The organism is Enterococcus sp. AZ126, from assembly GCF_051714545.1.
In the GTDB taxonomy this organism is placed as follows: domain Bacteria; phylum Bacillota; class Bacilli; order Lactobacillales; family Enterococcaceae; genus Enterococcus_L.
The window spans coordinates 2,783,409-2,803,142 of sequence record NZ_JBIOSB010000001.1 but is presented as its reverse complement, the minus strand read 5'-3'; the positions used below and the strand labels follow the sequence as shown (position 1 = coordinate 2,803,142).

Below are 19,734 nucleotides of genomic sequence, written 5' to 3'. Positions count from 1 at the left end.
TTATTAATATTTTTTCTCGTTATTTTACTTGATTTCTTTTAACAAAATAAATACTAGCTAACGCAATCAAAGCAAGTCCCGAAATCGTCAATACAATTAGTTCTACTGAACCAGTTAGCGGCAAATTACTTTTCTTTTTATTCTGAATACCAATTAACGAGCCGTTATAAGTTGTTTCAGTAATTTCAAAATCAATTGTTTTTGTTAACAAGTTATAATCTGCTGGTGCTTTTATCTCTTTTAATTGATAGTTTCCATAAGGAAGTCCAAATATTTCAAATGTTCCATCTTCTTTAGACTCTAAAATTCCAGGTCCTTCAGTCGGTTGAGTAGTTACCCATTGTATTGAGTTATTACCTTTTTCATCTATTGACCATCCATTAAAGTATTCTCCTTTATTATTTAACAAAACAAATTGTGCCCCAGCTAAAGGATTTTTAGTTTTACTATCTTCTTTGATAAATTTTGCGCCACCTGTATATACTGGTACTTTCCCAGTTTCATGCTGATCTTCACCTTTAGGATTATTATTCCAAGTTAAATCATAGCTATTTTCCAACCCATTACCATTTTCAATAATCACTTTCGCCTCTTCATTAATGATCATTTGGTAGGTTACTAATAAGTTTTTACCCGCTGCTGCTGCAACATTTTGGCTGACTTTCCCATCTGTCATAATAAAATCGATCGTAAAACCATTGGTTTCACTTTTATACGTATAATCTGTCCCAAGTACTAATTTTTTGCCTGCGGTATCCGTTACAATAACATCTTTTTCAGTTCCTTTATACGTTAAGCCTTTACCACCAATATCCGTATATTTAAATACTGTATAGCCAGACGTTGTTTCTGTCTCACCATTTCCATTTACAAGTGAGCCATTAGAAATATCTGTTGGAACATAAATGGTATTTTTATAATTTACAGGATCTCCTACTGCAAAACTACTATTATTCGTTCCAGGAGCAGTTCCATTTTCAACTGTTTTATCACTATCTGGTTTTTTATAATTGGTTAGACTAATTTTTAATGTATCTGAATCTATGCCCTCTTCTGTAATGACAAAAATCAATTTATTATTTTCGTCATTTTGTGCATTTGGATGAAGAACATATCCCTGTGGCGCTTTGGTTTCAACAAGATAATAACTGCCTACTGTTAAGCCGGTTACTGTTAATTGCCCATTAGCGTCTGTAACTAATGGCTTATCATTCATTTTTGTTCCAGAACCTGGCACGCCAAGATATACATCAAATTCTGCTCCAGCTAATTCATGTCCAGAGCCTATTTCTTCAGCATATTTTGTCAGTGTCAACGACAATTCTTGTACTTGGTTCTTAGGATACAAATTGATTTCAGGTAAAAAATCAGTTCCCTCTTTATTAGTCATAGGCAATTCAACAATAATTGGTTGTGCTATTTTTTTGACTAACCCCTTAGGACTCTTTGTTTCTAAGACTGCATAGATTGGGTGTTCACCATCTATTACTTTTGAAGGAACATCCTTGAAGATTATAGCGCCATTCTCATCCGCTTTTTGTTCAGAAACAACTGTACCATTTTTACTGATCCAAGCAACATAGTCTGTTTGATTCAATTGATTCAATTCTGTTTGAATTTCTTCAATCGTTTTAGTTTTACCTATTTCAGAAATGTCTACTAAGCTAAAGCTAACATCGCCATATTTTTTAGGATTATAATTTTCAACACCATTTGGCAACGCAACTGTTGAACCATCATTAACGATTCCTTCTGGATTTTCATCTGTGTATTGTAATTTATGAACAATAATCGTTGTCGTCTCCGGAACGTCTTTCGTTTTTGCAAAAGAGGCTGTTGCAGTTCCAAACAGCGTTCCCAATGCCCCTAATAATACAATGATCAACAGGCTACTTTTTCTAACGTGACTAAATTTTTCTCTTTTTATATTCTTCATTTGCTTTGTCTCCTTCTTTTAATAAGATAAACTGCACCACTAGATACTGCTAAAATCCCTACAATGAAACTAACTAGTATCTCTTGACTACCTGTATTGATAATCCTTACTGGTCTATTCGCTAGTGTTAGGGTGATTTGAGCTTCTTCATCAGCATTTTCTATATTTTTAAGTAACTCATCTGGATTTTTAACGCTAACTTCACCATTACTTTTAATTTCAATTTCATAAAGGGTTGGATTCAGTTGATGATTTACTGGTGCTTTCGTTTCTTGTAAATAATACGTTCCTGGTGCTAAATTCATAAAATTAATTTCGCCATTATCATTTGTTAGCTGTTGATCAATTTGTATCATTTGTTGATCATACAATGTAAATTCCGCATCTTTTAATTTTTGATCACTATTACTTTCAGATTCTTTGATTACTTTCAAGTTAAAATCATTATTGACTGCAACGCCTACTTTTCTAGGTTCCACCGGTTGTAAATGATTTACCGTATAAGCAAATGAATTCCAAGCTGCACGATCTCTTTCTGGAATTGTCGAATTTGTCAATTCTGGATCTAACTTTTCTGGAGCCTTCATATTAAAATCTAAGGTTAAAACTTCGGCTGCATTCCATGCCTGTCCTGCTTTTAATTTCAACATGAAACTATGAATTTCACTCCAGTCTTTCACCTCATTTTCAGTCATCCAATTCGGATCTTGCGCACCTGCTGGATCTTGGATCGGCTTAGTAGAAGATGGGTAATTGACATCCTTGATTAAATCTTTTCGACTTGGGTTTGTTGCAGTACTATAATAAATATCTACTTTATTTTCCCAAATATCTGTTAAATCAACAGGTCCGGTTAAAGTTGGAGTGAATTTACTGTTTAAAGGGTCATTATCTGTAATTCCTAAATCGCCTACAGAAGGTAACACATTCATTAATGTCAGTGTGGACAGCTTGCTTGATCCAGTATTTGTCAATTCCATTTTATAATCAATATCGCCACCTGGATTCGTTAAGCCAAATAAAGAAAACTCCTCATCTAACTCGCCTTTGATCAGTTCTTTTACCATGATGCCATTAGAATTCGTTAAAAAGTATTGGTTCGCTGTTTTAACAAGTTTTTGTGTCTTATCTCCATTACCAGTAAGATCATGACTATCTTCTTCAATGACGGAATCGGTAATGCTATTTCCAGAGTTTTTAGGAACTTTAAATTTCGTATCTTTTAGAAAACTATACGCCTCTGGTTGAAGCGTCGGTGACGCATCATCATCAATAATGATATTAAACTCATAATTCAGTACTTGATTAACAGACAATAAATTTGTATTCATTTTCACAAGCACGAGCTGCCTGCTCTGGTCAAGAAAGTCTTCATCTTCAATCGTTATTTTTCCATCTACTGGTATATTTTCTGAACTGATCCAGGAATTACTGCTAGTGATTTTTTCATCTGGATTTTCTTTGTCCAAATGAACACCTTCTGGTAACAATACATACGTCTCAAATGGCCCTTTGGCATCCACTGCAGAACTAGGATCTACTTTGAAGGTTCCTTTTAAACGATTTTTTCCTTCAAAAACTAATCCATTTTCTTCTTTATCAAACTTGATTGTATTTGAAACAATGGGTTCATTGTTCCCAACTGGTACCTTTACAACGTTTGCCGTGCGATCTTCGCTAAATCGGCTTATCACAGTACTACTATTACCTGCAATCTGATTGCTAGATACTTTATTTCCTTGATTATTATATCCTACATAATTTATCCCTAAAGAATTTTTAACTTTACCTGTATAGCCTTTTTGTATGTCATATTTCATATTAAACGCTTGGCTTGTTCCAGCAGAACGATAAGTATAGTGAATTCTTAACTTTGAAATATGTCCCGTAACACCCAGATCTTTCATATTAAAAAAAGTCATGGATGGCGGATTAGTTAATAATAGTTGTTCTTTGCCATCAATAGTACCGTATATCTTCATTTTATTAGCACTGTCTGGTAGATAATAAGAGGTACCATTACTATAATAGCCATAATTCGGTGCATACTCAGGTGCGCTAAATCTAAAGGCATTTAGATCTAAATGTTCATCTATATTATAAGTTACTTCATAGCTTTCAAATGGCTTGTTTGGATTATCTGCTTTATAGGGAGTAGAATTAAAATAAAATCCTAATAACGCAGAATCATAGACCGATGGGGTAGGATTCATATTAGATGAATCTAAAGAATACTCTCCTTTTCCATTTAAAGGGCCATAGTGTGAAGGAACGAGTAATGCACCTTGGATAGGCGGTGTCACTTCGTTTGTATTAGGAAATACACTGATTTGCGCTGAATCTTTATCTATTATCTCATTTCCATTTATATCAATAACAGAAAACGTCGCATTGTTCGTGTATTTGGCTACACTTTTTATTCCCTCTGGAAACACTGTTTTAATCGAATCTTCCATTGAAAATATCGTTTGCTCTGCTTCTTCTTGCTCTTTTATAGAAGGGGCATCAAAAGTCCATGTAATGGTATTATTTTTTGCATCATATACACCATTTCCTGAATTTTCCACATATTTTAATTCTTTGGGTAACTGATCTGTTATTACAATTTTTGATCCTTCCTGGAGATACATTTGGCCACGCTCTTTTTTAGGAATAGTCATTTTTAGCTGCCAGATGCCTGTATCTTTTGGCTGAGGAAGCCCCTCTCGCTCATTTCCTTTTGGATCAAGCGTTTTTGTATAATCTTTACTACTTGACATCCCAAGGGAAGAACCTACAGTGATTGTTGCTTCAGTATAGGTATTATCTTCAAAATCGTCTGCCTTAAATACAGCTGATGCCTTTAACTTTGTCCCATTTTCAGTCAAACCATTTTCGGTTTTTACTTTGATGATTTGTGTACAAGAAATACCACCTTCTATCTCTTCAAAGAAATAGTGTAATTGATGAGTAGTCGGCTCATAAGTTGGCGTTACACCCGCAATCATCAATTGATTCAACTCTTGATCAAAGACCGCATTGTCAGGTAATTGAATTTCGATTTGACCATTTTTATAAAGCGTCTGGCTTCCGGTTGTTTTAAAATTAAATTCAAAAACCCCATCAGCTCCTGATTCTATTTTGTCAAAAACAGCGCCTATATGAATATCAACATTTAAATTTCCAGCACGCGGCTGGATTTTTGTTTCTTCACTCTTTGTTTCATTCCATGGTTTCTCTAATCGACTGTTTTCATTTATTGGAATTAGCAACAGCTCTGGTGAATGATATGTTTGCCCTCCAATTATTGTTTGTGCATCTAATTTCTGAGAATCTATTTGTTTCTCGCCTTCCTTAAAACCTAGCACTAAAGGGACTTTACTTATATAGATAGTTTGTGTTTTTAGCGCGATTTGTAATTCTCCCTGTTCTTCCGTTACAATTTCATCGGAGTCTTTTATCTCAGGATATTGTTCCAACAGCCGTTCATTTGTCGCATCCAGATCAACCATCACATCCTCTGGTAGCTTAATTTTTGCTGTTTCGATTGTCTCATCTTCGCTATTTAAGTTGACGACAATTTTTTCTTTTTCTCGAATCTCTACAGATTTAAGATTTGTTGACGCATCATCGATTGAAAAATATAACTTGTTCGTTTCAATAAATTCATCTTTTGCTCTAATTATCTCACCACTATTAAGTAATGCAGCTAATCCAACAAGGGAAAATAATATAATTAGACAATACATTTTATACTTTTTCAATATAATTACTCCTCCTTTTATTATAAAAAAGTTATTTTCTATAATAATATACTTTAAAAACATCTTGGAAATAAGCTTTTTCATAAAATTCTTAAAAAGACTTTTGTTATTTATTATCCGCTCCACTAATAAGACTATATATTATTTAGTCTTCTAAAATGGAATAAATATTGTCGTTTTCCACGACATATTTAGTTTTGCTAGTATTTTTCTACACGTCTATTTTAAATAATACGATTAAAAGATTACCTAGATAGCTTACAGACAATCAATCTCAATAAGATATGAAGAGAATAAGTATTTGATACAAAAATATGAAAAATCACATATTAATTTATAAAAAAAGAGAGTTAATCCTTTTCAAGCCAACAAAAAAAGAGACTAGGATATAACTCGTAGAGTTATATCCTAGTCTTAAGGAATCCAAATAAATGGTGGGAGCTGTTTCTTCAGTTTTATTGAATCGAACCTTTAAACCGCCTTTGCTTACCTCTTCTCAGTGAGAACCTTTGCCAAATTATGTTCAATTATTTGATATTCTTTATTTTGTAGAGGATAACTAATAACACAGATATGTTTTTCATTATCATGAAGAGAGGGCATATTCGTTAAGATAATATCCATTTCTAATTCATTCGATTCTATCACTTCTAAATTATACCGATTTTCAAATCGTTTTTTAATATCTTTTTTTATGCTTTCTCGAATAAAGAAGGGCAAATCAGAATCAATTCCTATAGCTATTTTTGGTTCATATATGGTTGGATTTTTGAGATAAGAAAATACCAAAAAATACTTTCTTATTAAAAAAGATTCCTCTAAAAAAATAGGGCTATCAAAATCGTTTCTTAATTCTTTCAAAAATTCATGAAGTTTATTTAACAATTCAGGTGCGTTATCATTTTCTATCAGAACATCATATCCATCGATATCAAAACGAACGCCTTTGAATACTTTGCAAAATAAATGGGCACAAAAACAGTAGGTGAAAAATACATCTTTCATGTCTGGTGGTATCACAAAAAATTTTTTTTGAAATAAGAGCATCATTTTATTTGTCAAAATATAAACATCGGAATCTCTTTTTTTATGATAGGAAAAAATCTTTTCTCTTAACAATTTTGATTTAAACATTCGGTATTTCATTTGTATTAACAACAAAAGAAAATAGATGTCATTCTCAATATAATAATGGTAATTTTCCATTCCCTGAATGACAATTGGACTTTGTTTAATAATTTCTAAATCGACGTACTTATCCCAATCAGCATCCTTTTTAATATAAAATTTTCTTTTATTTCTTAATAAATTCACACTGAGCAAGTAAGCCATCTGTTTTCTATGGATATTAGTAAAATTTAATTCTGTATTTTTAGAGAAATTATCTACAGAAGTATATATTTTATTTTCGGAAATGTAATCAAACGGCCAATCATCATCTTTATGTATTGTCCACAAATAGATGTAAATGAATATTCTAATATTTCTTTCAAGACCTTCAAAATTTGGCTGATGTTTAGACAATTTTAGTTGGAAACTTTGTAAAAGCTCATTTATTTTTTTTAGTGAATTTTTCAAAGAGTATTCACTTGTAAAATGATTTCTTGAATACATTTCAATTGATGATACTTTAAAAAAAATCAATTCATTCAACAATTTGATCGTATCATCATTACTAATGATAAAGTTTTTTAATTTAAAAGCGGCGCTTTGCCCATAGGTAATTTTGATCCCTTTATATTTATCATAGGTCATTTCAATATTAGTTTTTGATTCGCTATTATATTCTGCTACTTTTTCTTCTAGACAATGAATATACCGTTGAATACTTCTTTGATTTCTATTTAATTCCAAATTTAATTTATAAATAGATAGCCAATCTTCTTCTTTTTGGCACAAATCAATCATCAAACATAAAAATCTATTTTTTTTATCAAGTAAGTTTAAAATCTCTTGCTCCATTTATTTACACTTCCTATATTTATATTGATTTTGTTACAAAATGATAAGTGAGAACAGTTTCGCATAAAATTCTTAGTTTCTTACTGAAAAGTTTTTCAGATTCGTTTTTTTTTAGTGGCACTATGATCTTATTACATAGACAAACACGAGGCTTTAGACCAAAAGAATCCATCGCACAATACACATAGTATCCTCTATTATCAACTTTAACATAGGTTTTATCTATTTGCTAAACATCACTCATTTGGTTATTACGTTTTTTCAAGTAGAACATTCTCTTGCTTATGCTCGTCTATAATAGAATCAGTTTGCAGGAATTTAAAAAGTATAACTCACTTTCAGTAGAAAGCGCTCCTCATAGTTTCTTTCAATTAACTCATCAACGCCAAAATCAATAGCGTTTTTTTCTAACTGAAAGCTAAAATCCGGAAAAAGAATGACTTGATTTCTGGGATAATTTTCCAACATAGGAACACCTCGCTAATTTATTTGTGTCGTTACGCTTATTTTATCAAAGGTATTCTTATTTTGTAAAAAAAATAATCCAGATGCCAATCAATTTGATTAGTCTCTAGATTATTCGTTTGAGTATAAATCTCAAATTCGTTTATTATTATCCAAACCATTGTTTGAATCGATACGTATGAAATGGCTGTTCACAAGCATTTCCAAACGCCAAATGCATTTCTCCTTTGCCTAAATCAAAAACCATTGAAGCTAAAGACTTAGATAATGGATGTTCTGGAGAAGGATGATTACAAATACTTTTGGGAAAATTACGATGGTTTGCTAAAAACTGTTTCCCGAGCTCCGCATCGATAATACCGTAATTTTCATTAAGGATTGCTTCCATCGCTTCAAAACGAGAATGAGATGTTTTAGAGCCGCCTTCTTCTGGTTCTTCTAAGGCGATACTATTATGATTCGCATGGATCATTATATCTGCCGACTTGTGTTCATAAATCTTATTTGGAAAACATTCAAAACTTGCGATTCCTTCGGTAGCATGAGATAAACTAAATTGATTTGGTACGGCATGAGGGACACTATAAAGATAATCTCGTGCTTCTTTTAAACTTTTCTTATTGATCAGCTCTCTAATAATTCCAGCTGTGGGTAGCCCCTCTTTCCGTTGACCATTATCGATATACGTCCACATAACAGCTAAACCATAATTGTTCATTCCCATATACGCTGGGATGCCTGGATGACTATAAACTAGTGATTCAAAATCAGATCCACTCTCTCTATGGTGTACAACACAATCGACCTCAGAACGATATTCATCAAGTCGCTCATCGTTTGTTTGACCACAAATCACAGATCCATCAAAGGTGGCATTTCCTTTAGCTGCAAACGAGGTACATTTATCACTGATCAATTCGTCAAAAAATGATCGTTCATACACCGTGTACAGATACAAAATCTCTTGAAAATCTAGACCGCTTCCTTTGGCAACTCCACGCATTTCAGTCGCTACTTCTGGTGCAAATTTTTCTGTAAATTCAAGATATATTTGTGCTTTTTCCAACCATTTGACCATGATCTCAGCTGGGTCTTTATAAAATAATTTTTGACTGGATAAGTTTGTTTCGATCTGCATTTTCAATACTTCACCGATTTTGACTCCACGTTCAAATGCTGATCCTGTTACTTCTATATAGCGATGAATCATTTAATTCCCACCTTTTCTACTTTCAGTTACTTTTCAATGAATGTCCATTTATAATCATATTCTGGGCCAGATGGTACTATCCCTTTGATTTTTGGATTACGTAAATGTGCTTCAGCTTTTTGATAAACTGGGCAAACTCCCATCGTATCCATTAAAACATTTTCTGCTTCAATCAAATCATTCCAACGAGCTTTTGGATCCCCTGCATTTGTTGTAGCAGAGGCTTTCAAGAATTTATCAAATTCTTTGTTCCCATATTTACCACTATTATTGATATTATCTGATGCAAATAATTCTAAAAATACACTAGGATCGTTGTATTCTGCACCCCAGCCTACTAAAATCATATCAAAGTCGCCTTTATTACCACGCTCTAAACGAACAGAAAGCGGCACTGACGAAACATCGACAGTCACGCCATTCAAGTTTTCTTCAATTGCACCTTGCATGTATTCTACCACTTTTTTGGCAGAATCTGCATCCGATGAAAGTAAGTTGATTTTAAGGGAATCGATCCCTAGTTCTGCTTTAGCTTTAGCCCAATATTCTTTGGCTTTTTCTGGATCGTATTTCAAATGATTTCCAGAATCTTTTACAAAATCAGCCTCTGTTTCAGGATTAAATGACATATTTTTCGGTACTAAGCCTGTCGCTGCGATCGATCCATCACCTAAAACTTGATCAACCAACGTTTGACGATCTAACGCGTAGGAAATCGCTTTTCTAAGATTTTCGTTTTGAAATTCTTCTTTCGTTTGATTGTATTCTACATAGGTTGCGTTAGACATATCCTGAGAGAAAAAAGCAGGCTCCGCTATCATTTGTTGCGCCAGCTCACCTGTGATGACGATATCATCTGTTTGACCATCTTGAAATAGATTTAATGCTGTCGCTTCTTCTTTCACTACGTCAAAATTGATTTTTTCCATCGTCACATTGGCTTGATCCCAATACTTCTCATTTTTCACATACGCCCATTTTGTATCTGTTCCTGCTCCTTCAAACTCGCTCAATAAAAACGGTCCATTGTAAACCATATGCGCACTTGAACTTGCATATTTTTCACCGCTTTCGTTGATGATTTTTTCATTTTGCGGGAAAAACGGTGGTAAAGATAATAAGGATTCCATATAGGGTACAGGTGATTCCAGGGTTACTTCTAGTTCATGGTCGTTCAATGCTTTTACACCTAATTCTGATGCTGGCATCTTTCCATCCATGATTGATTGATAATTTTTGATTGATTCAAATAGGTAGGCAACTTCTGAAGCAGTCTTTGGTTCGACTGTTCGCTGAAAGCCATAAACATAATCCTTCGCAACGACAGGATCGCCATTTGACCAAACTGCCTCTTCGCGTAATTTAAACGTATAGGTCAAACCATCTTCACTAACTTTGGGCATTTCCGTCGCACCAGCGGGGATGAGTTTTCCTTCTTTATCTGCACGGAATAACCCTTCACCTGTATTTTTCAGTACACCCCAGCCGACCACATCATTTGTGACAGATGCATCGATCGATGGAATTTCTTGTTTTGCAACAACTGAAAATGTTTGTTCGTTGTTTGCTGATTTTTGATTCGTTTCCCCAGCCTTTTCTTTACCAGAACCACATCCTCCAAGCAAGATGATACAGCTTGTTGCAGCTAGTAAATACCCTAATCTTGTATGTCTCATTTAGTAACCTCCTACATGGTCAAAATTCATTTTTGAAATTGTAACATCTATTATCATACCATAAGAATAAGCGCTTTCTCATCGGAAATTTCTTGCACCCTCTACAAAATTGTGTGAAAATGAATTACTTGATTTTATAAGGATATAAAAGGAGCGACTCATGAAAAAATTAGCAATCATCGGCGGTGGGATCATTGGTTTGACCTTAGCCAACTACATTGATTTAAAACAGTATAACGTAACAGTTTATGATAACCCGATCGGACAAGCCACTAAAGCCAGTGCTGGTATTATCTCCCCTTGGCTTTCAAAACGACGAAACAAAAAATGGTACCAGCTCGCTAAAGATGGGGCTGCATTTTATCCAAAATTGGTACAGGACTTTTCTTTACAGCAAAATGTCTATCAACAAACTGGCACTTTGATCCTTAGAAAAAATGGTGAACTTGAGTCTTTGATGCAACTAGCAGAAGAAAGAAAACAGACGGCGCCTGAAATTGGAGAGATTCAATTATTGACTGCAGAAAAAGTCACCAAAAAACTGCCTCTATTAAAAGCTGCCCCAGCCTTATTTATCACAGGTGGCGGCAAATTAGACGGAGCTAGCTACTTAGAAACTTTGAGACAACAAGCGGCCATAAAGATGATTTCCATGAAAACTGGTTCAGTTCAGCTTAATCGAATGCATGATCGATGGCTTGTTCAAACCCCTGATAAAACAGAAGAATTTGACGCAGTAGCAATATGTGCTGGCCCAGGCTTGCCTTCATTGTTACGCTCTCTTGGTTATAAAACTGATATTAGAGCACAAAAAGGGCAACTACTAGCATTTGAAACCCCGTATAAAGAAAGTGGCAATTGGCCCGTAGCTATGTTAGATGGAGAAAGTGATTTGATTCCTTTTGAAAACGGACAGATTCTAATCGGTGCAACTCATGAGAATGATGGTGGATTTGATTTAACACCAACGAAAGAAGCATTTTCTCTTCTGCAACAAAAAACAGACCATTTCCTGGCTGAATCGGCCTTTTTTGAAGCATATCCTGCTGCATATCGTGTTGGAACACGTGCCTATACATCAGATTTTGCTCCTTTTTTCAATTGTTTACCAGACAATCCCACTGCAGTTGTTGCTAGCGGTTTAGGTTCTTCTGGTCTGACAACTGGTCCTTATATTGGTTTTCTTTTGGCTAAGTATTTCAATGAAGCAAAAAGCGATTGGCAGGACTATCAAAAGTCTATCGATACTTATTTATCTAAATAAAATCAAAGCAGAACGCTTAGATACTATTAGCACTCAGTACAAAAAAGAAACAGCCATTAAACTTGCCACTGGTGATAAGAAAGATGAGCAAACTAAAGGAAAAGTAAGCAATAACAGTAAAAATACAGCAACTAAAATACTTAACACAAGAAACAAAAACTCTCAATTACTCTATATCAGACACACTCTCTTTATTCGTTAGTATATATGTCTTAATTAAGAGACGTGTTACTAATCAATCGTTTGTTAAACCAAAGTAAAACAACTATTCTATACAAAAAAAACCTTTACATCTAGAGAGAAAGAAGATTCTAATCCGAAAATCATGGATTGGAATCTTCTTTCTCTTTTATTCGTATCATCATAACAACAACATAGTCCCTGCTTAAATATTCAATCCAAACTTACTTTTTGTTATAATTTTTTCGCTTCTACTACAAAATTCTCCATCTCACTATATAACGTCTCTTTGATTGTTTTCAGCTTTTGTTCAACCAGTTTGCTTCCACTGACTAGCTGTCGACCGTTTATCCAAACGGCTTCAACATTACTGGCATTTGCTGAGTAGACAATGGCTGAGTATGGATCGAAAATCGGAAACATATTGACAGATTCCGTTTCGATCAAAGTTAAATCTGCTTTTTTCCCGATTTCGATTGAGCCAACTTGATCTGCTAATCCTAAGGTTTCCGCACCACCCATGGTCGCTAGGCGGACAATTTCTTTCGCAGGAAAAAGTGCACGATCCTGATTATGCGTTTTATGAAAGTTAGCAAACAGGCGCATTTGGCTAAATAAATCAAGAGTATTACCGCTGCTTGGCCCATCAGTTCCTAGACCAACAACGATATTTTTTTCAAGCATTTGTTTAACAGGTGCTACCCCTTTTGCTGATTTTGTATTGGCACCGATACAGTGAGCAACACGCGCTTTTTTATTTGATGCTGCAATGATATCTAAATCACTTTCAGTTGCTAAAATGCAATGAGCTAAAATAAAATCACGCTCAAAATACCCTAATGTTTGTAAAAATTCTATTGGTGTTTGGTTATATTTCGCTTGAAAATCCGTCATTTCATAGGTCATTTCTTCGACATGCATTGTAATCGGGGCATTATATTTTTCGCTAAGTGTTACGATTTTTTTTAGCGTTTCCAAATTGTTCGTATTGGGTGCATGAGGTGCAATAATTGGTGTTACTAATGGATCATTTTGCCATTTTTCTAAAAAGCGTTCGCAGTACTTGTATCCGCCAGATGGCTCTGAACTATCGCAAGTCGGCATATCAATAATTGTTTCTCCAACAAGTGCTCTGATGCCCATTTTTTTAGAGCTTTTTGCTACTTCATCTTCAAAATAGTACATATCACAAAACGATGTCACACCACTCAACAGCATTTCTGCAATCGCATAGTCACTGCTGGCATGTACTAATTCTTTGGTCATATGTTGCTCTAAGGGAAATAAAAATCGGCGCAGTCGATCAGGTACATCATCGCCTAAAGAGCGAAAGGGGATCATTCCTGCATGTGTATGGGTGTTGATCAGACCTGGGATCAGCAGTCCATTTTTTCCATCGATTATTGTATCAGCATCAATCGTTTGTGAAGTCAGTTCAGAAATATGGCCGATTTTATTGATTACATCGTCTTCGATCAACACAAATCCATCTTTCACTTCTGAAAAATGTCGATCCATTGAAAGTACATGAACATTTTTAATAAGAGTCTTCATTCAGCAACACTCCGTCTTCCGGGAAAACCAATGGGTAAAATTCTTGCGTTTTCGTATTCATCATTCCCATATCTGTCACTTTGATCGCAGGCGAGACAGGCAGAGATAATGTGGAAAAAGACATGATCTCATTCATGTTTTTATACCCTAATGCCTGCATGCTTACGCGGACTTTTTGTAAATCTTCACCAAGTTCTTCAATTGGCGCTTGGGATAAAATCCCACCAATAGGCAACGGACATTTCCCGGTGATCGCTCCATTTGAAACAACAATATAGCCGCCTTGTATCGCTAACAATTCATTTTGCGCAAGAACGATATCTTCTACTGAGTTCCCCATGACCATTACATTATGATGATCATGAGCCCAAGTGGTTGCGATTGCGCCTTTTGCACTGATTGGTTTATCCATCAGCGATAGCGAAATATTGCCATTTTTACCGTATCTTTCCATCACGATCAATAATGCACAGTCCGCTTCCTGCCATTGTAATATCCCGTCTTTCACTGGAATTTCTTTGGTGATTCTTTCAGTGAATGTACCTACTTCCTGTTTTTGGATCACGTTACAACGAACACTTTCTTTGTTCGTTGCTACTCTGATAACTAAGTCCGTAACAGTCAGTGGTTTGCAGTGAACTGATTGCTTGTAATTAGCTGGAAATGGCTCAACAACATTAGGATATTCGATCTTTGCTCCTTTTTCATAAACTTTTTCACCAGATTTATAAACAGCATCAAATGTAAAATCTTCTAAATCATCTAATAAAATAAAGTCTGCAATTCGACCTGGCGCAATTTCTCCACGATCATGAAAGCCCATCCGTCTCGCTGGAGTGTAGGTCGTCATATAAATCGCTTTTTCGATTGGCAAACCCGCTTTTACGGCCTTTTTCAAGTTTTCGTTCAAATGGCCATGAAGCAAATCATCTGCCATCACATCATCCGTAATAATACTGGCATACTCATAAAACTCATTTTCTATGATAACTTGCATATTTTCAGGGGTGATTGATTTATTTTGGAACTGGATAAAAACGCCTGCTTCGATTTTTTCTTTTAACGATTCTGGAAACTGATGGGTATGGTCCGAGGTAATACCGCTAAACAAAAACGCTGCTAGCTCTTCATCATAGATTTTAGGACAATGACCTTCTAACGGCATTGTTGGACGTTCTTTTTGGCATAAATCAATAATTTGTCGAATCAACGACTCTGGTTCATAAGCAATTCCTTTAAAGTTCATCGCTTCGCCTAAGCAAACAATTTTGGGATTTTTCAATAACTCTGCTACCTCATTGAGTCCAATAATCCCGCCAGTCGTTTCTAATTCAGGGGTCGTTGAAGGAACAGACGAAGGAATCGCGTGAAAAATATCCAATTCGGTTTCTGCCTTCATAAATTCATCTAACCCTTCTAGACCAAACACATTTGCCATCTCATGGGCATCAGCCACAACCGTTGTCACACCGTAACGTAAAACAGCCTTTGAGAAAATCGTTGGCGTGGTCATTGAGCTTTCAATATGCATATGGGCATCAATCAAGCCGGGAATCATATATCGATTCTCGGCTTTGATGATTGTTTCAGACGTTAAGTTATTCATATCAGAGGTACTAATATAGTAAAATTTTCCTTCTTTAATAGAGACATTTTTTTTTACAAATGATTGTGTTGCCGTTTGGAAAACCCAAACATCTTGAATAATCATATCTACTTTCATACTTATCGCCTTTCTTGCTTGATTATTGATTCATTGTACGGTTCCATTGATCGACCCAATCAGAGAGATTTTCATTAATGAATGAAAAATCAACTGTTTTTGCTCGATCTGCTACTTTACCGTAAGTTTTATTTTCTGCTTGTTTTGCATCAAGCTCCACTTTACTATTCGTTGGACCTTCGTTTAGTGAAATAGCTTTTGCCTTTTGTGACGCTTCACTGATTCGTTCATTGACAAATGTATAAGCTAATTCTTTATTTTTTGAACTTTTAGGTACGTTTACTGTATTGTAATTTGCATACGTACCACTTTCAGGAACAACATATGTTGCGTCTTTAGAAGCACCTTGAATGATATCTACAGCGAAATCAGCAACAACAGCAACTTCTATTTCACCTGATTGGAACATATTAGCAAGATCTGATGATTTCGAATAGGTTTTGACCACATTTGGTTTTAATTCTTTCATTGCTTCAAAAGCAGCTTTACCTTTGTCTGTTGTAATGTCTACATCAGCATGATCGCTAGCCACATATAGCATCAATGGTCCAGCTGTCGTAGAAATATCTGGTACAGAAATTTTTCCTTTAAGATCAGATGACCATAAATCGTCCCAGCTCGTGATTTCTTTACCTAGTTTTTCTTTGTTATAAACGATACCAATACTATTAACAGCAATCGGGATTCCCGCTCCGCTGTCATAGACTTCTTTTGCCCCTGTTGTTAAATCGTTGATATTCGGTACTTCTTTTTCTGTTATTTTTTCAAATAATCCTTCTTTTTCTCCTTGTGTTGCGTTCGCTTGTGCTAATTCGATCACATCGATTCCGGCATTGGGGTTATTCAATAATTTTGTATAACGATCTGCACTATTTCCTACTTCTAATGTTACTTTTGCATCATTTGCTTTTTCAAAAGGCGCAATAATATCTTTTTTTACAATATCTTCACTTAAGCCAAAGGTAGAAACAACTAAAGACTTGCTACCGCTTTTACTCTCTTCTTTAGGATTAGCCTCACTATTCCCGCAAGCTGCCATTAGGAATGTAGCTGTCGCTAAAACACCGATCATTAGTTTCTTTTTCATCTTGTTTATATCCCCTTCATCTATCATTTATTTTTCTAATACAACTAGTTTATCTGCCGGAAACACCAAGTTGATTTTGTCTCCTGTGTCATAAATCTGTTCACTCGTTCCATTGACTAATAGTTTTCCAAGTGGTGTTGTAACTTCATACTGATAACTTTTCCCTAAAAAGGTTCGAACGGCAACCATACCTTCAATCGAAGGCGCCGTTGCTTCTTCCACAATTTCAATATCTTCCGGGCGAATCGTTGCGACAGTATCGATTGCTTGCGGCTGTGGATTCGTCGTTGTAAACAATTGTCCATTCTCGCTTTTGTATTGACCTTCAGCAGTTTTCGTCACAGAAAAGAAATTTTCAAATCCGATGAATTGTGCTACGAATTTTGTTTTTGGTAAACGGTAAATCATTTCTGGTGCGTCGTATTGCTCGATTACACCGTTATTCATGATTGCAACTTTATCTGAGATAGAAAAACATTCTTCTTGATCATGGGTCACAAATACAGTTGTTATACCTAATTGTTGTTGAATTCGTTTAATTTCGATGCGCATTGCTACTCTTAATTTTGCATCTAGATTACTTAAAGGTTCATCTAATAATAATAATTTAGGTTCAATGATCAACGCTCGAGCTAACGCAACACGCTGTCTTTGTCCACCTGAAAGTTGTTTTGGGTAACGATCGCCAAGATTTTCTAACCCACAAACGTCCAACATTTTTTCTACTTTTTCTTTCGTACTCGCTTTTGATTCTTTTCGTAGTTTTAATCCAAACGCAACATTTTCGGCAATCGTCAAATGAGGAAATAACGCATAACTTTGAAATACCATTCCAAAGTTTCGCTTATGCACAGGTACTTTGGTCAAATCATCCGTATCCAACTCAAATGAACCGTCATTTGGCTTGATCAATCCTGCAATCACTCGAAGTGTCGTTGTTTTTCCACATCCACTTGGTCCAAGTAATGAGACCAGCTCACCTTTTTCCATTGAAATACTTAAATCTTTTAATATATCTTGTTTGCCATCATAGCTGACACGTATCTTTTTTAAATCAACAAAAGTCAAAATTTTCTCCTCTTTCTACCTTTTAAGTCCGAAATGTACGATTGCTCTTTTTTAATTTACGCAATCGAAGCTAATCCTAATGTTTTTTCGATCAAAAACATTAAACCCATTGTCAATAACATCAACATTACTGAAATGGCTGAGACGGTTGGATCATAGTTGTATTCCATGTAGCTAAGTAAGGATGTCGGTAACATCGTAACTCCTGGTCCAGATAAAAACATCGACACAGGAACATTATTAAATGAGTTTACAAAAGCCAACATAAATGCTGCAAAAATACCTGAAGAAACATTTGGTAAAACAATCTGGATAAATGCGCGCGCTCTCGTGCATCCAAGAGTCCAAGCAACTTCTTCCATCGAATAGTCCAATTGTTCCATACTCGAACCGACCACACGAATAATATAAGGTAAACTGATCAAAAAATGGCCTATCAATAAACCTTGAAAAATCGGCAACCCTAATTTAATCACAATATATTGAAATAATGTATACCCGACCACGATTCCAGGAATCACAGTAGGGGATAAAAAGAAGCTTTTGATAAAGTTTCTTCCTTTAACAGAATAACGTGCCAGTGCATAAGACGCTGGAATACCTACGACCAAAGCTAAAACCGTCGCTAATACACCAATGATCAGACTCAATTTAAAACTACTCATAAAGGTATCTGATTGTAACGCTTTTGCATACCAATCTAACGTAAATCCTTTAATTGGAAACTGAATTGCCGCAGCTGTCCCAAAAGAGGTCACAACGATCAAGCAAAGCGGTAAGAATAAAAATAAGAATACTAGGATCGCAATCAGCGTCATCCCTTTTTGTTTACGCATTATTTGCTTCTCTCCTATCAACTTTTTTAGCGACTACATCGAGTCCCTTCATAACGATCAAGGTTACAACGATCATGATCAAGGCTAAAACACTTGCGGCTTTCCAATCGCCTAATGTATTGGCTTTTTGATATAAAAAGGTCGACATCATCATCTTCTGATTCCCACCTAATAGTTGTGGTGTCGTATAGGCTGTCAGCGTCCCAGTAAATACTAGGATACTTCCGACGATCGTTCCAGGAATTGAAAGCGGCAAAACAACTTTCCGAAAAGCTGTGAAGGGACTTGCCCCCAATGTTTCGGCTGCCTCAAGCATTTCTCCTTCGATATTTTCCATGACCCCAACAAGTGTCATGATCATCGTAGGTAAGAATAGATAAACAGACCCAATAATAATAGCAAATTCTGTATAAAGTAAATTCAATGGTTGAGCGATCAGACCTGTTTTCAATAATAGTGTATTGATCACACCTGTTTTTCCTAAAATATTGATCCAAGCAAAACTGCGAATAACCGAGTTAGTCAATAATGGAAATAAGGTCATCGCCATTAAAATTCCACGCCATTTTTTACTAACCCCAGCAATGTAATAAGCAGTTGGAATTCCTAATAAAATTGAAATAAACGTAACGATCAATGACACTCTGATTGTGCGCCAAAAGATGGATAGATTATATTCGTCTTTAAAAAAATCGAGGTAGTTGCTCAATGTCACCCCTTGATCTGTAAAAATAGTTGGCAAAATACTTGTAGCCAAAGGAATCATTAAGAAAAATAGTAATAAAATCATTCCAGGTGCTACAATAAAATACGGAACATTCTTGTTCATTTATACACTCCTCGTTCGTTTTTCCACTGATTCAGTATACTCATTTTTTCGATTAATTTCAATATGTTTTTTCACTTTAATAATTAATCATTCGTGTATTGACGAAAAAACAAGTTTATGCATACAAAAAAAGCGGATCCAACTATTTTTAACGAACGTAATATAAACTCACGCCATTTGAATCGCTTTTTTTGATTATTT

General features: G+C 35.2%; 13 protein-coding genes. 1 reads left to right on the top strand and 12 read right to left on the bottom strand.

The features are described 5' to 3' along the window. Window positions 1-19 precede the first annotated feature (19 nt). The 6 genes from IGI43_RS13155 to IGI43_RS13130 form a co-directional block, all read right to left on the bottom strand. On the bottom strand, window positions 20-1,936 hold the full coding sequence (locus IGI43_RS13155) for a SpaA isopeptide-forming pilin-related protein (protein WP_438758251.1): 1,917 nt from the start codon (window positions 1,934-1,936) through the stop codon (window positions 20-22). Next, window positions 1,933-5,679 (bottom strand): prealbumin-like fold domain-containing protein, encoded by a 3,747-nt coding sequence (locus IGI43_RS13150; protein ID WP_438758250.1) that lies wholly within the window; start codon window positions 5,677-5,679, stop codon window positions 1,933-1,935. The genes IGI43_RS13155 and IGI43_RS13150 overlap by 4 nt, the downstream gene beginning before the upstream one ends. A 486-nt stretch (window positions 5,680-6,165) precedes the next feature. After that, window positions 6,166-7,641, bottom strand: a complete 1,476-nt coding sequence (locus IGI43_RS13145; RefSeq protein WP_438758249.1) for a helix-turn-helix domain-containing protein — start codon at window positions 7,639-7,641, stop codon at window positions 6,166-6,168. Between the two features lie 318 nt (window positions 7,642-7,959). Continuing rightward, complete coding sequence (locus IGI43_RS13140) at window positions 7,960-8,109, bottom strand: hypothetical protein (RefSeq protein ID WP_438758248.1); 150 nt, start codon at window positions 8,107-8,109, stop codon at window positions 7,960-7,962. Between the two features lie 145 nt (window positions 8,110-8,254). Next, window positions 8,255-9,316, bottom strand: a complete 1,062-nt coding sequence (locus IGI43_RS13135) for a C45 family autoproteolytic acyltransferase/hydolase (RefSeq protein WP_438758246.1) — start codon at window positions 9,314-9,316, stop codon at window positions 8,255-8,257. 26 nt (window positions 9,317-9,342) lie between these two features. Beyond that, window positions 9,343-10,992 carry a peptide ABC transporter substrate-binding protein gene (locus IGI43_RS13130; RefSeq protein ID WP_438758245.1) on the bottom strand — a complete coding sequence of 550 codons (1,650 nt, stop codon included), beginning with the start codon at window positions 10,990-10,992 and terminating at the stop codon, window positions 9,343-9,345. Between the two features lie 160 nt (window positions 10,993-11,152). Here IGI43_RS13130 and IGI43_RS13125 point away from each other — a divergent pair, with 160 nt between their 5' ends. After that, entirely contained in the window at window positions 11,153-12,256 is a 1,104-nt protein-coding gene (locus IGI43_RS13125; RefSeq protein WP_438758244.1) for an NAD(P)/FAD-dependent oxidoreductase, read from the top strand. A gap of 414 nt (window positions 12,257-12,670) precedes the next feature. Here IGI43_RS13125 and IGI43_RS13120 read toward each other — a convergent pair whose 3' ends face one another. Genes IGI43_RS13120 through IGI43_RS13095 form a run of 6 tightly spaced genes read right to left on the bottom strand, consistent with a single transcriptional unit; the run spans window position 12,671 to window position 19,533 of the window. Then, window positions 12,671-13,990 carry an amidohydrolase gene (locus IGI43_RS13120; RefSeq protein WP_438758243.1) on the bottom strand — a complete coding sequence of 440 codons (1,320 nt, stop codon included), beginning with the start codon at window positions 13,988-13,990 and terminating at the stop codon, window positions 12,671-12,673. Next, entirely contained in the window at window positions 13,974-15,713 is a 1,740-nt protein-coding gene (locus tag IGI43_RS13115) for an adenine deaminase (protein ID WP_438758242.1), read from the bottom strand. The genes IGI43_RS13120 and IGI43_RS13115 overlap by 17 nt, the downstream gene beginning before the upstream one ends. A gap of 22 nt (window positions 15,714-15,735) precedes the next feature. Continuing rightward, window positions 15,736-16,800 carry an ABC transporter substrate-binding protein gene (locus IGI43_RS13110; protein WP_438758241.1) on the bottom strand — a complete coding sequence of 355 codons (1,065 nt, stop codon included), beginning with the start codon at window positions 16,798-16,800 and terminating at the stop codon, window positions 15,736-15,738. A gap of 27 nt (window positions 16,801-16,827) precedes the next feature. Beyond that, entirely contained in the window at window positions 16,828-17,868 is a 1,041-nt protein-coding gene (locus IGI43_RS13105) for an ABC transporter ATP-binding protein (protein WP_438758240.1), read from the bottom strand. A 56-nt stretch (window positions 17,869-17,924) separates the two neighbouring features. Beyond that, window positions 17,925-18,704 carry an ABC transporter permease gene (locus tag IGI43_RS13100; RefSeq protein ID WP_438758239.1) on the bottom strand — a complete coding sequence of 260 codons (780 nt, stop codon included), beginning with the start codon at window positions 18,702-18,704 and terminating at the stop codon, window positions 17,925-17,927. Continuing rightward, window positions 18,697-19,533, bottom strand: a complete 837-nt coding sequence (locus IGI43_RS13095) for an ABC transporter permease (RefSeq protein ID WP_438758238.1) — start codon at window positions 19,531-19,533, stop codon at window positions 18,697-18,699. The genes IGI43_RS13100 and IGI43_RS13095 overlap by 8 nt, the downstream gene beginning before the upstream one ends. Between the last annotated feature and the right edge of the window lie 201 nt (window positions 19,534-19,734).

What these genes read in the sequence shown, in the direction of transcription:
- IGI43_RS13155 (WP_438758251.1), bottom strand. Translation starts at nt 1,936, where the DNA reads ATGAAGAATATAAAAAGAGAAAAATTTAGTCACGTTAGAAAAAGTAGC.
- IGI43_RS13145 (WP_438758249.1), bottom strand. Translation starts at nt 7,641, where the DNA reads ATGGAGCAAGAGATTTTAAACTTACTTGATAAAAAAAATAGATTTTTA.
- IGI43_RS13140 (WP_438758248.1), bottom strand. Translation starts at nt 8,109, where the DNA reads ATGTTGGAAAATTATCCCAGAAATCAAGTCATTCTTTTTCCGGATTTT.
- IGI43_RS13135 (WP_438758246.1), bottom strand. Translation starts at nt 9,316, where the DNA reads ATGATTCATCGCTATATAGAAGTAACAGGATCAGCATTTGAACGTGGA.
- IGI43_RS13130 (WP_438758245.1), bottom strand. Translation starts at nt 10,992, where the DNA reads ATGAGACATACAAGATTAGGGTATTTACTAGCTGCAACAAGCTGTATC.
- IGI43_RS13125 (WP_438758244.1), top strand. Translation starts at nt 11,153, where the DNA reads ATGAAAAAATTAGCAATCATCGGCGGTGGGATCATTGGTTTGACCTTA.
- IGI43_RS13120 (WP_438758243.1), bottom strand. Translation starts at nt 13,990, where the DNA reads ATGAAGACTCTTATTAAAAATGTTCATGTACTTTCAATGGATCGACAT.
- IGI43_RS13115 (WP_438758242.1), bottom strand. Translation starts at nt 15,713, where the DNA reads ATGAAAGTAGATATGATTATTCAAGATGTTTGGGTTTTCCAAACGGCA.
- IGI43_RS13110 (WP_438758241.1), bottom strand. Translation starts at nt 16,800, where the DNA reads ATGAAAAAGAAACTAATGATCGGTGTTTTAGCGACAGCTACATTCCTA.
- IGI43_RS13100 (WP_438758239.1), bottom strand. Translation starts at nt 18,704, where the DNA reads ATGCGTAAACAAAAAGGGATGACGCTGATTGCGATCCTAGTATTCTTA.
- IGI43_RS13095 (WP_438758238.1), bottom strand. Translation starts at nt 19,533, where the DNA reads ATGAACAAGAATGTTCCGTATTTTATTGTAGCACCTGGAATGATTTTA.